11 protein-coding genes are annotated in these 12,947 nt (G+C 58.7%); 6 read left to right on the forward strand and 5 right to left on the reverse strand.

Annotated features, from left to right (window positions below; translation table 11 throughout):
* Positions 1-178 precede the first annotated feature (178 nt).
* Entirely contained in the window at positions 179-706 is a 528-nt protein-coding gene (locus tag WGT02_RS08325) for a dihydrofolate reductase family protein (protein ID WP_024318420.1), read from the reverse strand.
* Between the two features lie 263 nt (positions 707-969).
* Between WGT02_RS08325 and WGT02_RS08330 the strand changes: the two genes are divergently transcribed.
* The 3 genes from WGT02_RS08330 (at position 970) to WGT02_RS08340 (ending at position 3,242) form a co-directional block, all read left to right on the forward strand.
* A complete protein-coding gene (locus tag WGT02_RS08330) occupies positions 970-1,740 on the forward strand; it encodes an SDR family NAD(P)-dependent oxidoreductase (RefSeq protein WP_024318419.1) in 771 nt (256 codons plus the stop codon).
* Between the two features lie 621 nt (positions 1,741-2,361).
* The gene (locus tag WGT02_RS08335; protein ID WP_208248323.1) at positions 2,362-2,730 is read left to right on the forward strand and encodes a hypothetical protein; all 369 of its coding nucleotides are present in this window, start codon (positions 2,362-2,364) and stop codon (positions 2,728-2,730) included.
* Between the two features lie 176 nt (positions 2,731-2,906).
* A complete protein-coding gene (locus tag WGT02_RS08340; RefSeq protein WP_208248321.1) occupies positions 2,907-3,242 on the forward strand; it encodes a helix-turn-helix domain-containing protein in 336 nt (111 codons plus the stop codon).
* Between the two features lie 879 nt (positions 3,243-4,121).
* Here WGT02_RS08340 and WGT02_RS08345 read toward each other — a convergent pair.
* The gene (locus WGT02_RS08345) at positions 4,122-6,008 is read right to left on the reverse strand and encodes a potassium transporter Kup (RefSeq protein ID WP_375679388.1); all 1,887 of its coding nucleotides are present in this window, start codon (positions 6,006-6,008) and stop codon (positions 4,122-4,124) included.
* Positions 6,009-6,156: 148 nt separating this feature from the next.
* Positions 6,157-7,122, reverse strand: a complete 966-nt coding sequence (locus tag WGT02_RS08350; RefSeq protein WP_208248317.1) for a S1C family serine protease — start codon at positions 7,120-7,122, stop codon at positions 6,157-6,159.
* A 262-nt stretch (positions 7,123-7,384) separates the two neighbouring features.
* Here WGT02_RS08350 and WGT02_RS08355 point away from each other — a divergent pair, with 262 nt between their 5' ends.
* On the forward strand, positions 7,385-8,161 hold the full coding sequence (locus WGT02_RS08355) for a DUF1194 domain-containing protein (RefSeq protein ID WP_208248315.1): 777 nt from the start codon (positions 7,385-7,387) through the stop codon (positions 8,159-8,161).
* A 30-nt stretch (positions 8,162-8,191) separates the two neighbouring features.
* Here WGT02_RS08355 and WGT02_RS08360 read toward each other — a convergent pair whose 3' ends face one another.
* Complete coding sequence (locus WGT02_RS08360) at positions 8,192-9,607, reverse strand: PLP-dependent aminotransferase family protein (RefSeq protein WP_208248313.1); 1,416 nt, start codon at positions 9,605-9,607, stop codon at positions 8,192-8,194.
* 87 nt (positions 9,608-9,694) lie between these two features.
* Between WGT02_RS08360 and WGT02_RS08365 the strand changes: the two genes are divergently transcribed.
* Positions 9,695-10,558, forward strand: a complete 864-nt coding sequence (locus tag WGT02_RS08365) for a DMT family transporter (RefSeq protein ID WP_208250492.1) — start codon at positions 9,695-9,697, stop codon at positions 10,556-10,558.
* Between the two features lie 360 nt (positions 10,559-10,918).
* The gene (locus WGT02_RS08370) at positions 10,919-11,491 is read left to right on the forward strand and encodes a response regulator transcription factor (protein WP_208248310.1); all 573 of its coding nucleotides are present in this window, start codon (positions 10,919-10,921) and stop codon (positions 11,489-11,491) included.
* Positions 11,492-11,501: 10 nt separating this feature from the next.
* Here WGT02_RS08370 and WGT02_RS08375 read toward each other — a convergent pair whose 3' ends face one another.
* Positions 11,502-12,833, reverse strand: a complete 1,332-nt coding sequence (locus WGT02_RS08375; RefSeq protein ID WP_208248308.1) for a hemolysin family protein — start codon at positions 12,831-12,833, stop codon at positions 11,502-11,504.
* Between the last annotated feature and the right edge of the window lie 114 nt (positions 12,834-12,947).

Raw genomic sequence — 12,947 nt, forward strand, 5'->3', positions numbered from 1 at the left:
GACAATAATGCCCTTGTTCCACGGATGCCGGAGACGCGATACGACGGTTCTATGACAAAGTCTCCGCCACTCCTCCCGCCGCAACGCCCTGCTGGGCGGGCAGACAATATCACAATCGGCGCTTGTCGGCCCCAAGCAAGCTGACGCGTCGGCGCAATCCACCAGGCGGGTCGCGCGATCAGGCAGGAACGTACGTCAACCTGATGACGTCCTCGGCAATCCGATCGCTGGCCGCTAGGCGGAGCGGCTCGCGCGGGCCGGCGAAGAAAGGTTTACCGCGACCCACCACGACGGGGCAGAGGTAGAGTCGATCCTCATCAATGAGACCAAGATCGGTAAGGCTTCGCGCCAGGTCTGGTCCGGCAACTTCAATCTCCCCACCCAGCCGAGCCTTCAGTCCGCGCACTGCCGGCTCAAGCTCGTCCTCGACGAGCGTGGCGTTGGGGCCGGCCGACTTCAACGTGGGCGACACGACCCACTTCGGTTGGCTTCGCCACGCCGCCGCGAAGTCGCGTTCCTGCCCAACCCAATCAGGGCGATCTTCGTCCCAATAACGCATGATCTCATACATGCGGCGACCGTACACGCAGCCGGTCAGGCCGCGCACTTCCTCGATGAAGTGACGGAAGAGGGCGGGGCTTGGCGCAAACTCCATATCGACGTAGCCGTCTAACGACTGCATCATTCCGAAGACGAGCTTGGCCATGCCCTCTTTCTCCTCCTAAGCGCCCACGCCACCGCAATTCTAATTGCATTATGCAATCAGTTTTATAGCTGGACTGGTTTTATGTTGCTATTGGTTCTTTGGACTGCGCGTGAACGCGGTGACGCTCGGGCTGCCGATCAATCTGATTCTAGAGACGCTGGGGGATCGCCCTTGGTCAAAGGACGCTCCTCGGCATGCGCAGAACATCTGGCATCCGCACGCCGACGCTGCCATAAATGAGCTTCATCGAGGGAGGCATGATGATGCAGAAGAATGCGCCGGACTTCAGCCTTGAGGGCAAGGTGACTTTGGTGACGGGAGCAAGCCGTGGCATCGGTCGAGCTTGCGCACTTGCCTGTGCCGCAGCAGGCTCCGATATTGTTTTGGGGGTCCGCGATGTCGCAGCGTCGGCGGGCCTGGTTGCCGAACTCGAAGGCGCGGGACGAAAAGTTCTCCCTGTTGAACTGGACATTCCCAATAAGGCCCATATCGCACAAGCCGTCGATGCGGCGCTTACTACGTTCGGTCGGATCGACGTCCTCGTCAACAACGTCGGCGTGGCTCCGGGCAATCTCGCAGAACTCGTTGAGGAGAAGGACCTTGACGAGATACTCGATGTCAACATCAAGGGCACCTTTCTGATGACGCAGGCAGTAGGCCGTCACATGATCAAGCGCAATGGGGGCCGGATCATCAACATCAGCTCACAGGCCGGTACCGTGGCACTGCGCGGCGAGGCAATCTATTGCATGAGCAAGGCGGCAATTAATCATCTCACGCGCTGCCTTGCAGCCGAATGGGCACGCTATAATGTTACCGTAAATACCGTATCGCCGACGTTCATTCACACCGATGGTACAGCACCTTTTCTATCCGATGCCGACAATCGCAAAGCGACGCTCGGTCACATTCCACTCGGCCGGATCGGTGAAACCGATGATGTGGTGGGCGCCGTAGTGTTCCTTGCATCACCGGCTGCGAGCCTAATCACCGGCGCGAACCTGCTGGTGGACGGTGGATGGTCCGTCGCCTGAGGCCGAGGCGCCTGCAGCGCAAGTCTTGTGCAGATGAGAACGACGATTTCGGCGGATAAGGATCGCCTTACGTCATCGGCAAAGGCAGAGTTCGACCAGTATTACCTGAAGAACAATGCCTGTGCCGGCTTCTGGCGCACAGTTGTCATATCGCGTCACGCGGTGGCATCCGACTATATCCCGTCGACGTGTGAGCGGCACACCGCTTACTGTTCGTCTCCAAACAGCCATGAACTGCGCCCGATACGACGCGTGCTCGTTTCATGGAGAAATCAGGCGGGCCGCCTTGTTCCACTTGGAGATTTTTCAGGCAGTTGATCTGCACTCTTCCTTCTTCGTCGTCTGGTCCGTCTGACGAGGGAAAGGAAAGCTGAGGATTATCACCGGGCCACAAAAGCGCTCGCACGCCGATCTATGGATGCGCCGGTAGCGCGACCTTATGTCCTGCAAACGGACATTGTACGATGCCGTGCCTTGAAACCAGATCCCGGAATTGGAAACGAGAATGTACAACTTTTGATCGGGGGAGGCCGACCAATTTGGTAAATAGCCGCCGCCGTCGTTTTTGTTCAATCTTACCTTTGACAAGGGACTTACTTGATGGCCGGATATTGTCTCTGCATGAAATATGTCGGCTGGTCGATCATCGACAAAGCCACGCACATGCCGGCGCGACTTGACGGCGTTCCCCTCGTCTCGTTGGAGGCCGACGAAGCAAAGGATATGCGGGCCATTCTGGAGGGAATTGACCGCATACGATCGGACAAGGCGTGTTGGGTTTCTTTTGTCAAGCAGCAACGACTTCTTGCGAAAAAGTGGCAGGCCCGTCAGCTCCGGACGAACGAATGCGCGGCGTCCAGATCGTTCACGGGCTTTTGCGGACAAGGCCGGAGCAAAACCGATGCACTACGTGGCCGAAGAAGAGAAGCGACTTGGACGACCGATCGGCAGACGGCTCGGGACGATCAAGCGGGACGATGGGTTTTATGAAGCGCGGGTTGTCCCTGCGTATGCGGGCGAAGATCGCACGGTCGTCTTCATTCGCAGGCCGAACTGGAAAGAGTGGCTTTTATCGCTTGCGCGCTCATCGACGTCCTTGACAGGCCGGCGATCGAGCTGGCCATCGAACTCCTCGAACGTCCTTTGATTTGAGAGAAAAACGACAAATGGGAAGAGGTGTTCGTCAGGCACGCATTTCGGATATCGACAAGGCGATAGGTGAGCGCCTTCGCCAGCTTCGGCAGATGCGTGGGATGACGCAGACGACGCTCGGCGAAGCCGTGAATGTGACGTTCCAGCAGATGCAGAAGTACGAACGCGGGCTCAACCGGATCGCCGCGTCCACTCTCGTCGGCTTCTGCAACGCCCTGAAAGTGACGCCAATGGAAATCCTCGGAGGCTTCGTGGCCGAGGCGATGCAATCTGAAGACCTGCAACTATTGGAGAAGCTCCATGACGCCGAGAACCGCTTGCGGCAGATCCACGAGCTTTCGAAAAGTTAGCTGCTTCTCGTGGAAGTGGGTTCCATGAAACACGAGGGCAGGGCACGATCATTCCCTGACTACATGGATAGAAGCGCGATAAATGATCGGTTTCGTTGCGCTTTCCTTTATTTGTCGAGTCGCATAGGATTTTCATGTCTCATCGGGACACGAGAATCTGCGGGCGACCGTTTAAGGCAACGCGGTGTGCCGCAGCAGGTTTTTGCGGAGGGTCTAGCGCTGGTGCGTTAGCCCTCCAATTTTTGGTCCCGACATCCTGTCGACGGAATGGATCCTGGTTCGCTGTTTCTGCCGGTGTGAAGCACATGCCCCCGGTGCCACGCGTGATCAACTTGCCAGGGACGGTGCGCCGTCCCGTGCCGGACCCCGACGTTGTCTTAAAATCGTGGATTTAGTGCAAATGGTCCCTCGACCATCTCCAAAGCCAAAAAGGGTCAGATTGCAGGCGATAAGAGCGTTGTCCTAAAGTGTTGATTTAGTACAGCGAGGCCAACATGAAGCAGATCGATCTCATGTATCGCACGATGACTGAACTCGGGCAACCGTTGCTGGATGCCAGGTTCTCGGCTGACTTCCCGTTGAGGGTCGCTTCGTAGGTGTCACCAACACGGGTCGCAAATGCTGGTATTTCGATCAGCCGAGCGAAGGCGAGGGGCATAGGCAGCAACGCCAGTATATCGGCCCTGCAGATGATCCGTAAATCAACAGGCGCGTCGAAGATTTCAAGGCGATCAAATACGACGCCAAAGCCCGCCGGACATATGTCAGCACGCTCGTTCGCGACGCTGGCTTTCCGGAACCGGATCGGTTTGCAGGCAATTTGGTCGAAGCTCAGCGGTGGCGCGCAATGGTGACACTTAAGACTTTCATGTGCCTGTTTCAGATTACTGTCTGAAGGCCAAGTTCGACAACTCGCCCGCTCGGCAGTCCGAAGTAGTCTGTCGCATTGCTCGCGTTCCTGGAAAGGGCGATGAACAGCCTGTCCTGCCAGAAGGGCATACCTCCCTTCCTTGAAGGCAGGATGGTCCTTCGTGACAGAAAGAACGAGGTCGACATGATGTCGAACTTCAGACCGAGCTTGCGCACGAGGATGAGCGCGCGGGGAATGTTCGGCGTCTCCATATACCCGAAGGTAATCACGATCCGGCTGAAGAGCGGGTTGAAGCTCTCGAGAAAGATCTTCTCGTCGTCGGGCACAAACGGGGTCGTGGCGGTCGTGACGCTGAGGATGACGTTCTGCTCGTGAAGCACCTTGTAGTGCTTGAGACTGTGAAGAAGTGCTGTCGGCGCGCCCTCGACGTCACTCGTCAGAAAGACGGCAGTCCCGGGCACCGTCGGGAGCTTCTTGCGGTCGAGATTGTTGATGATGACGGACAGAGGAATCTCATCGGCCCTTGTCCGCTTCGCAAGAAGCCTGCGTCCGGCCGTCCAGGTCTGCATGATAAGCGCCATGACCGACGCCACGGTCACTGGAACCCAGCCGCCGTCGGCGAACTTGGCGACGTTTGCGGCAAGAAAGCCGGCATCGATCATCGCCAGCGGGACGATCACGGCGACGGCGCCGGCCAGCGTCCAGTGCCAGATCCGCCGCATCACAACAAAAAGCAGCACCGAGGTGATGAACATTTCCGCCGTCACCGCTATACCGTAGGCGGCCGACAGCCCGCTGGAATTCTGGAAGAAAAGGACCAGCGCGGCGACGAAGATGAAGAGCAGGCTATTCACCTGCGGCATAAAAATCTGCCCGGAATGCGTTTCTGACGTGTGCAGGATCTGAAGGCGAGGGAGCAGGTTCAGGTGCATCGCCTGTCGCACAAGCGAGTAGGCGCCGGAGATCACCGCTTGGCTGGCGATGACGGTGGCCGCGGTTGCGAGGCAGACGATCGGAAGCCTCGCCCATTCCGGATGCATGCCGAAGAATGGATGGGCTGCCATCTCGGGATGAGAAAGGACGAACGCGCCCTGGCCGAAGTAGTTGAGCAGCAAACTTGGGAAGACGAGCGCGAACCAGGCGATGACGATCGGGCGACGGCCGAAGTGGCCAAGATCGACATACAGCGCTTCGGCGCCGGTGACCGCAAGGAAAACGGCGCCCAGTACCGCGATGGTCGATCCGAGATTGTCGGCGACGTAGCGAAAGGCATGAAGGGGATTGATCGCGGCAAGGACGGAAGGATCGTCGAAGATATGGATCGCGCCGCTAATGCCGAGCACCAGGAACCATAGGGCGGTGATCGGCCCGAACACCGACGCTACTCCGCCCGTTCCGAACCTTTGGACAAAGAACAGAACGGCAATGATCATAAGCGTGATCGGCACGACCCAGTGCGACAAGGCGGGCGCGACGACCTCGATGCCTTCGACAGCCGACAGGACCGAAATCGCCGGCGTGATGATGGCGTCACCGAGAAACAGCGAAGCGCCCACTACTCCAAGGATCAGAACCCACTTTGGACGGCCCGCGAGGCCCTCGCGCGCCAGTGTCATCAGCGAAAGCGTGCCGCCTTCGCCTCGGTTGTCTGCTTTCAGGACAAAGGAGACGTACTTTACGGTGACGACGATGGTAAGAGCCCAAACGATAAGGGATAGGACGCCAAGAACGTTGGCGTGATGCGTCCCCGATCCGGCCGTGGCGTGCAACGCCTCCCTGAAGGCGTAGAGGGGACTGGTGCCGATGTCGCCGTAGACGACCCCGAGCGCCGCGAGCACGAGCGACGGCATTCCGCTCCTAGTCTCGTGTTCCAGTTCCGGATCATCGAGGCGCATCTGGGGGTGGGTCAAGTTGGGATCCTGATTGGCACCAAAGCGAAGGTTGCCACCGCGACGCTCGCATTGCAATGTCTGACGAGAGGCTGTCTTGCGACCCGCCGAGCTCGAACAAACGCGGCGTGTTTGACAGACCGCGTTGGCGAAGCTACTCCGATTTCGGTCGGTGTGCCGGCCGGACGATGTGTCGTTCAATCCGACCCACCACCGAAAAGATCAACACCTCGACATCCATGTCGATCTTGTCGCCATCAAGAAGCCTCACCACGTCGTCGATGCCCGATGTGGGGTGGCCATCGATTGCAAGCAGATAGTCTCCCTCCCGAAGTCCTGCTCGCGCTGCCGGGCTTTCCTCCTCCACCCGGCGCAGACGCACGGCCGTTGTCTGAACAAGCCCAGCCTCCAAGGCCACTCGCCGATGCAGTTCTACGGTATCGGCTGCGATGCCGATATAGGCGCGCCTCACGTGGCCGAACCGCAGGAGCTCTGACACAACATGTTTGGCGGTGTTGGATGCCACAGAAAAAGCGATGCTTTGCGCGCCTTGGATCACGGCTGTATTGACGCCGATGACCTCGCCTGCCGAGGACACGAGTGGCCCACCGGAATTTCCGGGATTGAGCGCAGCATCCGTCTGGATGACATCATCCATCAGTCGTCCGCTGGCGGCGCGCATCGATCGGCCGAGGGCCGAAACGATACCGGCCGTCACCGTCCACTCGAAACCGAGCGGATTTCCGATTGCGATTGCAATGTGCCCGCGCTTTAATGTCTTGGAGTCTCCAAGCCGGGCAAAGGAACCTGCCCAATCGTTCGCACGAATGAGCGCAAGATCGCTGTCCGGATCGCGACCCAGCACCTTGCCCTCGATCACGGTGCCATCTGGCGTTTTGATCCGAACGGATTTTGCATCGTCGACGACGTGGCTGTTCGTCACGACCAGACCATCAGGAGAGATCGCGAATCCGGAGCCATGTCCGGCCCGACCGCCCACCCTTTCGATGCGACTGACCGCCGGCCCAACAAGATCGACCGCGTTCGAAACTGACTGAGAATAGGCGTCCAGCAGGCTGGCGTCATGTGACGGCTGGACGTCACGATCAATGAAACCCATGAAAACTCCTCGGACGCGCGGCGTCCAATTTGAGGAACGGCAGCGGCTGCAAAGGCGAGAGGCTGTCGGTTCGACAGATTGAGATAGGGATATCAAATGAGATGGCAGCTTGCTCAAATCAAGTGGGGTCGAGCGAGACGTCTTTCACACCCATTACGTGACGCATCACCGAAAGTTGACTTGGAGGATGCATCGCGACGTCGCCTGCATATCAAGCTGTGTTACATTTTCGACAGTGGACAATGCGGTGATTGGAGCGCCGATGTTTGCAACGCTTGCGATGCTCATGAGCCTCTCAGCTGCGGCCCCGGTAACCGTGCCGCTGGGCGGAGGCGAGGTTGATGTGAAACTCGTCCTCGCTGTCGACACGTCCCGGTCTATGGATCAGGAGGAGGTGCGCATCCAGCGGGAGGGCTATGTCGAGGCGCTCAAGCACAAAGAATTCATCGAGGCGGTGACGGGAGGGCTCACCGGACGCATTGCGATCAGTTACTTCGAATGGGCGGGCTATGTGGTGCCCGGTTCCGTCATCGACTGGCATGTGATCGAGACACAGCAGGATGCGATTGGCTTTGCCAGCAAGCTTGAGCAGCGACCGATCACCACGCAGCGCCGCACGTCGATCTCCACCGCGATTGCCCAAGGGGCTGCAATGATCGTCTCCAGCCCATATTCAGGCACGAGACAAGTGATCGACGTGTCCGGCGACGGCACAAACAATTCCGGAAACCCAGTTGCGCCAACCCGCGACAAGGCCGTTCAGGCCGGCATCGTCATCAACGGACTTGCACTCATGTTGCGCCCCTCTGGCGCACCAGGCGGACTCGACAAGTATTATGCCGATTGCGTGATTGGCGGCCCCGGTTCCTTCGTCTTGCCAGTCAACAAGATCGAGGATTTCGCTGTGGCGGTGCGCCGCAAGCTTGTCCTGGAAGTCAGCGGTCTTTCTCCTGTGCCCACGATGGACAGGATTGCTGACCAACCGGCGACCGACTGCATGGTCGGTGAGCGGCAGTGGCAGGATATGTTCGATCGATGATGTCACGAGGCTCGCCTCGCCTTTGCAAATTCAGTCCCTCAGCGTCTCGCGCAGCACATCGAAGACCCGCGCATCAAGTGTCTGGGAAACATTGAAACGAATGAAGTTCTTTGCGGATTGGGAGAGGCTGAACGCATTTCCAGGCGCCAAGACAATCTTCCTTTTCAGGGCGGCACGTGCGACATCGGCTGCGTCAGCATCTTCGGGCAGTCGACACCAAATGAACATTCCTGCCGAAGGTTCGAGCCAAGGGATGATGCCGAGGTTCTTCAGTCTGGCCGAAACGTCGAACATCGCTTTCGAGAGCCGGCTTCGCAGGACCTCGACGTGTTTGCGATAGCTGCCATCGCTCAGCACTTTGTAAACAAGCTCGGCAGAGAGCCGTCCGCCGCCGAAAGAGGTCGCGATCTTGAGATCGATCAGCCCATCAACCCATTCCCGCTTTGCGGCAATGAAGCCGCAACGGGCCGAGGCAGACAGGGTCTTCGAAAAGCTTCCGATTTGGATCACTCGCTCCAAGCCGTCGAAGGCCGCCAGGCGTGGAGCCGGCGTATGCTCGAAATCGGCGAAGATGTCGTCTTCGATGATGGTCAGGTCGAACTTGTCGGCAAGTTTCAAGATCCTATGCGCAACAACGGGGGAAAGGATGGCGCCCGTCGGGTTGTGGATTGCCGAATTGGTGATGTAGAGGCGCGGTCGATACTCTTCCACGGTCCGAGCGAACAGCTCGATGTTCGGACCTGAAGGCGTATAGGGAACGCTGACGATCTTGGCGCGGTGCGCCCGCAGCAGTGCCTGGAAATTGAAGTAGCACGGATCGTCCACGAGCACCGTGTCCCCCGGTTCGAGGAGGAACCTGCAAAGGAGATCGATGGCCTGGGTCCCGGACTCGGTCAACATGATCTGATCCGGCGATGCCTCCATCCCGCGCTCCGCCATGCGCCTTGCGATGTGTTGGCGCAGTGGCGGCAATCCGAGAGGGGAGCCGTAGTCGGCGAGCGCAGTGCTGCCGGCGCGCGACAGCCCCCGCAACGCCCGGCGAATGCCGTCTTCTGGAAGCCACGATGGCGGAAGCCACCCGCAGCCTGGCTTTAGATTGCTGTCGTCGGCCTCCAGCGACTGGCGCGATACCCAGAAGGGATCGACGGCCCGGTCCAGCTTTGGGCTGATCTCGGAAAGCGAAAATGGAGCGGCCTGGTTTGCGACGTAGAAACCGGAACCTTGTCGGGACAGGATCACACCTTCAGCAACCAGGCGCTCATAGGCATCGACGACCGTCGACGTGGACACGCCAGCTGTTGCTGCCATTGCCCGAACCGACGGCAGCTTCGCACCTGGCGTCAAAATGCGGCCGGCAATCCGTTGTCGAATTGTGGCCATGACCATCGCCACTCGGCTGATATTGCGTTCCTCAGCTCCATCCATCTGTACTGCTTCCTCAGGCATAACAGTTTTCTAAAACTGTATCAGACTGTCACTGGCGTGACCATGCCTCCGGCCCGATAAGGACGGCACATGAGAAAGGCAAGGTATATGGACCGCTCGGCTTCTGGATGGCTTAACGGCCTTATCGGCGTAGTGATCTTCAGCGGCTCGCTGCCGGCGACGCGTGTCGCGGTCATGCAGTTTGATCCGGTGTTCTTGACGGTCGCGCGGGCGGCAATCGCCGGTGCGCTGGCGCTTTTACTGCTGCTTTTTTTCGCAGAGAAGCGTCCAGCACGGCGTGATGTCTTTTCGTTGGTCGTGGTCGCTGCAGGCGTGGTCGTGGGTTTCCCATTGCTGACGGCGCTCGCGCTGCAGCACATGACGTCGGCGCATTCGGTCGTCTTCGTCGGCCTGTTGCCCCTTGCCACCGCTGTCTTCGGCGTCATTCGCGGCGGAGAACGTCCGAAGCCGGCCTTCTGGCTCTTTGCAGTAATGGGAAGTGCATTCGTTTGCAGTTTCGCGTTGGGGCAGGGCCTCAGCGCTGCGCCCGTCGGAGATGCTCTGATGATGGCGGCGATCATCGTCTGCGGGCTCGGTTATGCCGAAGGCGCTAAACTTTCGCGAACATTGGGAGGATGGCAGGTCATTTCCTGGGCGCTCGTTTTGTCTCTCCCGGTGATGATCCTGGCCTCGATCTGGTTCATGCCGGCAAGCTTCTCGCATATCAATGCCCCTGCGCTAGGTGGCCTGGTCTACGTCTCGCTCTTCAGCATGCTGATCGGTTTTGTCTTCTGGTATCGGGGCCTGGCGCAAGGCGGCATTGCCAGTGTTGGGCAGTTGCAATTGCTTCAACCCTTCCTCGGTCTGACCCTGGCCGCAACCCTGCTGCATGAAACGGTGACTTGGACCATGTTTGCAGTGACCGCCGCGGTCATTGCCTGCGTGGCGGCTGCCCGCAAGTTCGCACGATAGCAACGGCCACTAACGCCGCTTTCCGGCCAAGCGGCAGCCACGCTCCCCGACGGTCGCTCGCTGCCCGATGCCGACGTCGATCTGAGAGCAGCTCGATGCCATCGGCGTGCGTGTAGCTTTGGCCCGACGGTCGTTGGAAGCGTAGATCCAGCTTTGATTGCCACGACAATGGCGTGCGTCTTCGCGCAATCGCAATCGAAGCGCGGCTATCATCACGAACTACCGCGCGGGCTTTCCTTGCTTATGTGGCGACCTCACCGGGGGATGCTTTGTACCAGAAGCCGATCTAACCGTATGTATAGTGTCTGGCGCCGCACAATCCTCCTACACTTCAAGCCTCATGAAGCAAGGGGAATGACGATGACTTCGGCTGATCTCATTCATTCGAGCAGGCATCCGGCTACTGCCAGGCAAAATGCGGTGTTAATCGCTGATGCCGAAGTGGGGACGGCCTCGCCGCTTGTCGAAAGCCTGATCGGGAAAGGCCTTCATGTATGCCTCGCCGATACCGCCGATGCGGCGAGACGGCACCTGCGCGAAAGAACCATCTCTTTCGCCATTGTGGAACTCGTCTTCGATGATGGCGATGGCATCGGCCTGGTTGAAGCTATCGCAACACGCTATCCGCGCTGCCGCACGCTGGTGCACAGCCGCTTCTGCAACCTGTCTAACGCCGTAAAGGCAATCAAGTCGGGTGGCAGCGATGTCCTTCCCAAGCCGACCGACGTCGAGTTTCTGATTGGCGTTCTGCTGAACAAGGATCTTAGACAGCCGACGTTCCGGTCATCCTTCCCGGCTCCCGGTAATGTCCGCCAGGAGCATATCAGGGACGTCTACAGGTCGTGCGGCGCCAATGTGGCGCGCGCTGCACGCCAATTGTCCATGCACCGACGGACGCTGCAGCGCCTCCTCAAGCGCACCCCGCTGTTGTGAGGGGCACGTACTAGGTGCCGGCATCACTGGTGGCGGTGCGGGTCGCCAATATCTTGTCAATACGCATCCCGTCCATGTCGATGATCTCAAACCGCCAGCCGTCAAAGTCGAATATTTCACCAACCTCTGGAATACGCTGCAGATGATGGAGGGCAAAACCTGCGAGCGTGTGGAAATCTCCTTCCGGCTTGTCGCGCATGCCAAGGCGATCAAACGCTTCGAATGCCGGCATCATCGCATCGACGAGCAATGAACCGTCGGCGCGTATGACGATATCTGGTTCCTGATCCGTACCCGGAAGGTCTCCCGCAATTGCCTCCAGCAGGTCTGTCTGGGTAATGATGCCCTCAAGGGTTCCGTACTCGTCGATGACAATCGCAAGCCGCACCGGCGATGCCTTGAAGCTGTCGAGCACCCGAACGACCGATGTTCTCTCGTGCAGCACCAATGGTTGCTTTATCACATCCATGGGACGCAATTTGCCTCCGTCCAGCACCTGATCGAGCAGGTCCTTCTTGAGAACCATGCCAATCGGTTCGTCGATCGATCCTCGTGCGACGAGGAGCTGCTCATGTCTACACTTCCGGATCGTCGTGAGGATTTCGGCTTGACTGCCATCGGCGTCGAACCAGTCGACATCAAGGCGCGGCGTCATGATGTCGGAGATCGGTCGATCTCCTATGTTGAACACGCGTTCGAGCAACTGCTGCTGGACCTGATTGAGAAGGCCGGCCTCTTGGCTCTCGGCAACAAGTAGTTTCAGTTCTTGTGGCGAATGGAAGGAGGCTTCGACAGTGCCGGGATGAAGCCCCACAGCACGCAGCACGAGGTTGCCCATGCCGTTGAGAGTGACGATGGCGGGCTTGAAGATCACCAGGAACAGGCGAAGCGGTCTGACGACGGCCAGGGATGTCACTTCGCTTCTTTGTAGGGCAAGGCTTTTTGGTGCCAGTTCGCCGAGGACGATGTGGAGCGAAGTGATGATGACAAACGCAATCACCACGGCAATGGTGTGTGAGCCCGTGGCGGCCCAGCCCGCCGGCAACCAGCCCAACAGCGGCTCGATGAGATGAGCAAGGGCAGGTTCGCCGACCCATCCAAGCGCCAGTGAGGAAATCGTGATCCCGAGCTGCGTGGCAGCAAGGTTGGCATCGAGGTTATCGACAGCGCGCTGCAGGGCCGACGCGTTCATCCTGCGAGCGGCTACAAGTTCGGCGACGCGACTGCGCCTGACAGAGACCAAAGCGAACTCTGCGGCGACGAAAAATCCGTTTGCCGCAACGAGTAAAACTACAGCAAGAATTCCGATATAGTCGAAAATACTGCCATCCTGGTCGGGCATGCGGAAAAGCTCCAGCTGTCGAAAGAGCTGGAACCTTAACATGACGGTGAGTTAATCATCTATCGCGAAGGTGCGGCAGCACTCCCCGCTTTCGCTGTCAAAGACCTCGACTTT

Origin of the sequence: Rhizobium sp. T1470, assembly GCF_042140505.1 — a bacterium.
In the GTDB taxonomy this organism is placed as follows: Bacteria; Pseudomonadota; Alphaproteobacteria; order Rhizobiales; family Rhizobiaceae; genus Rhizobium; species Rhizobium favelukesii.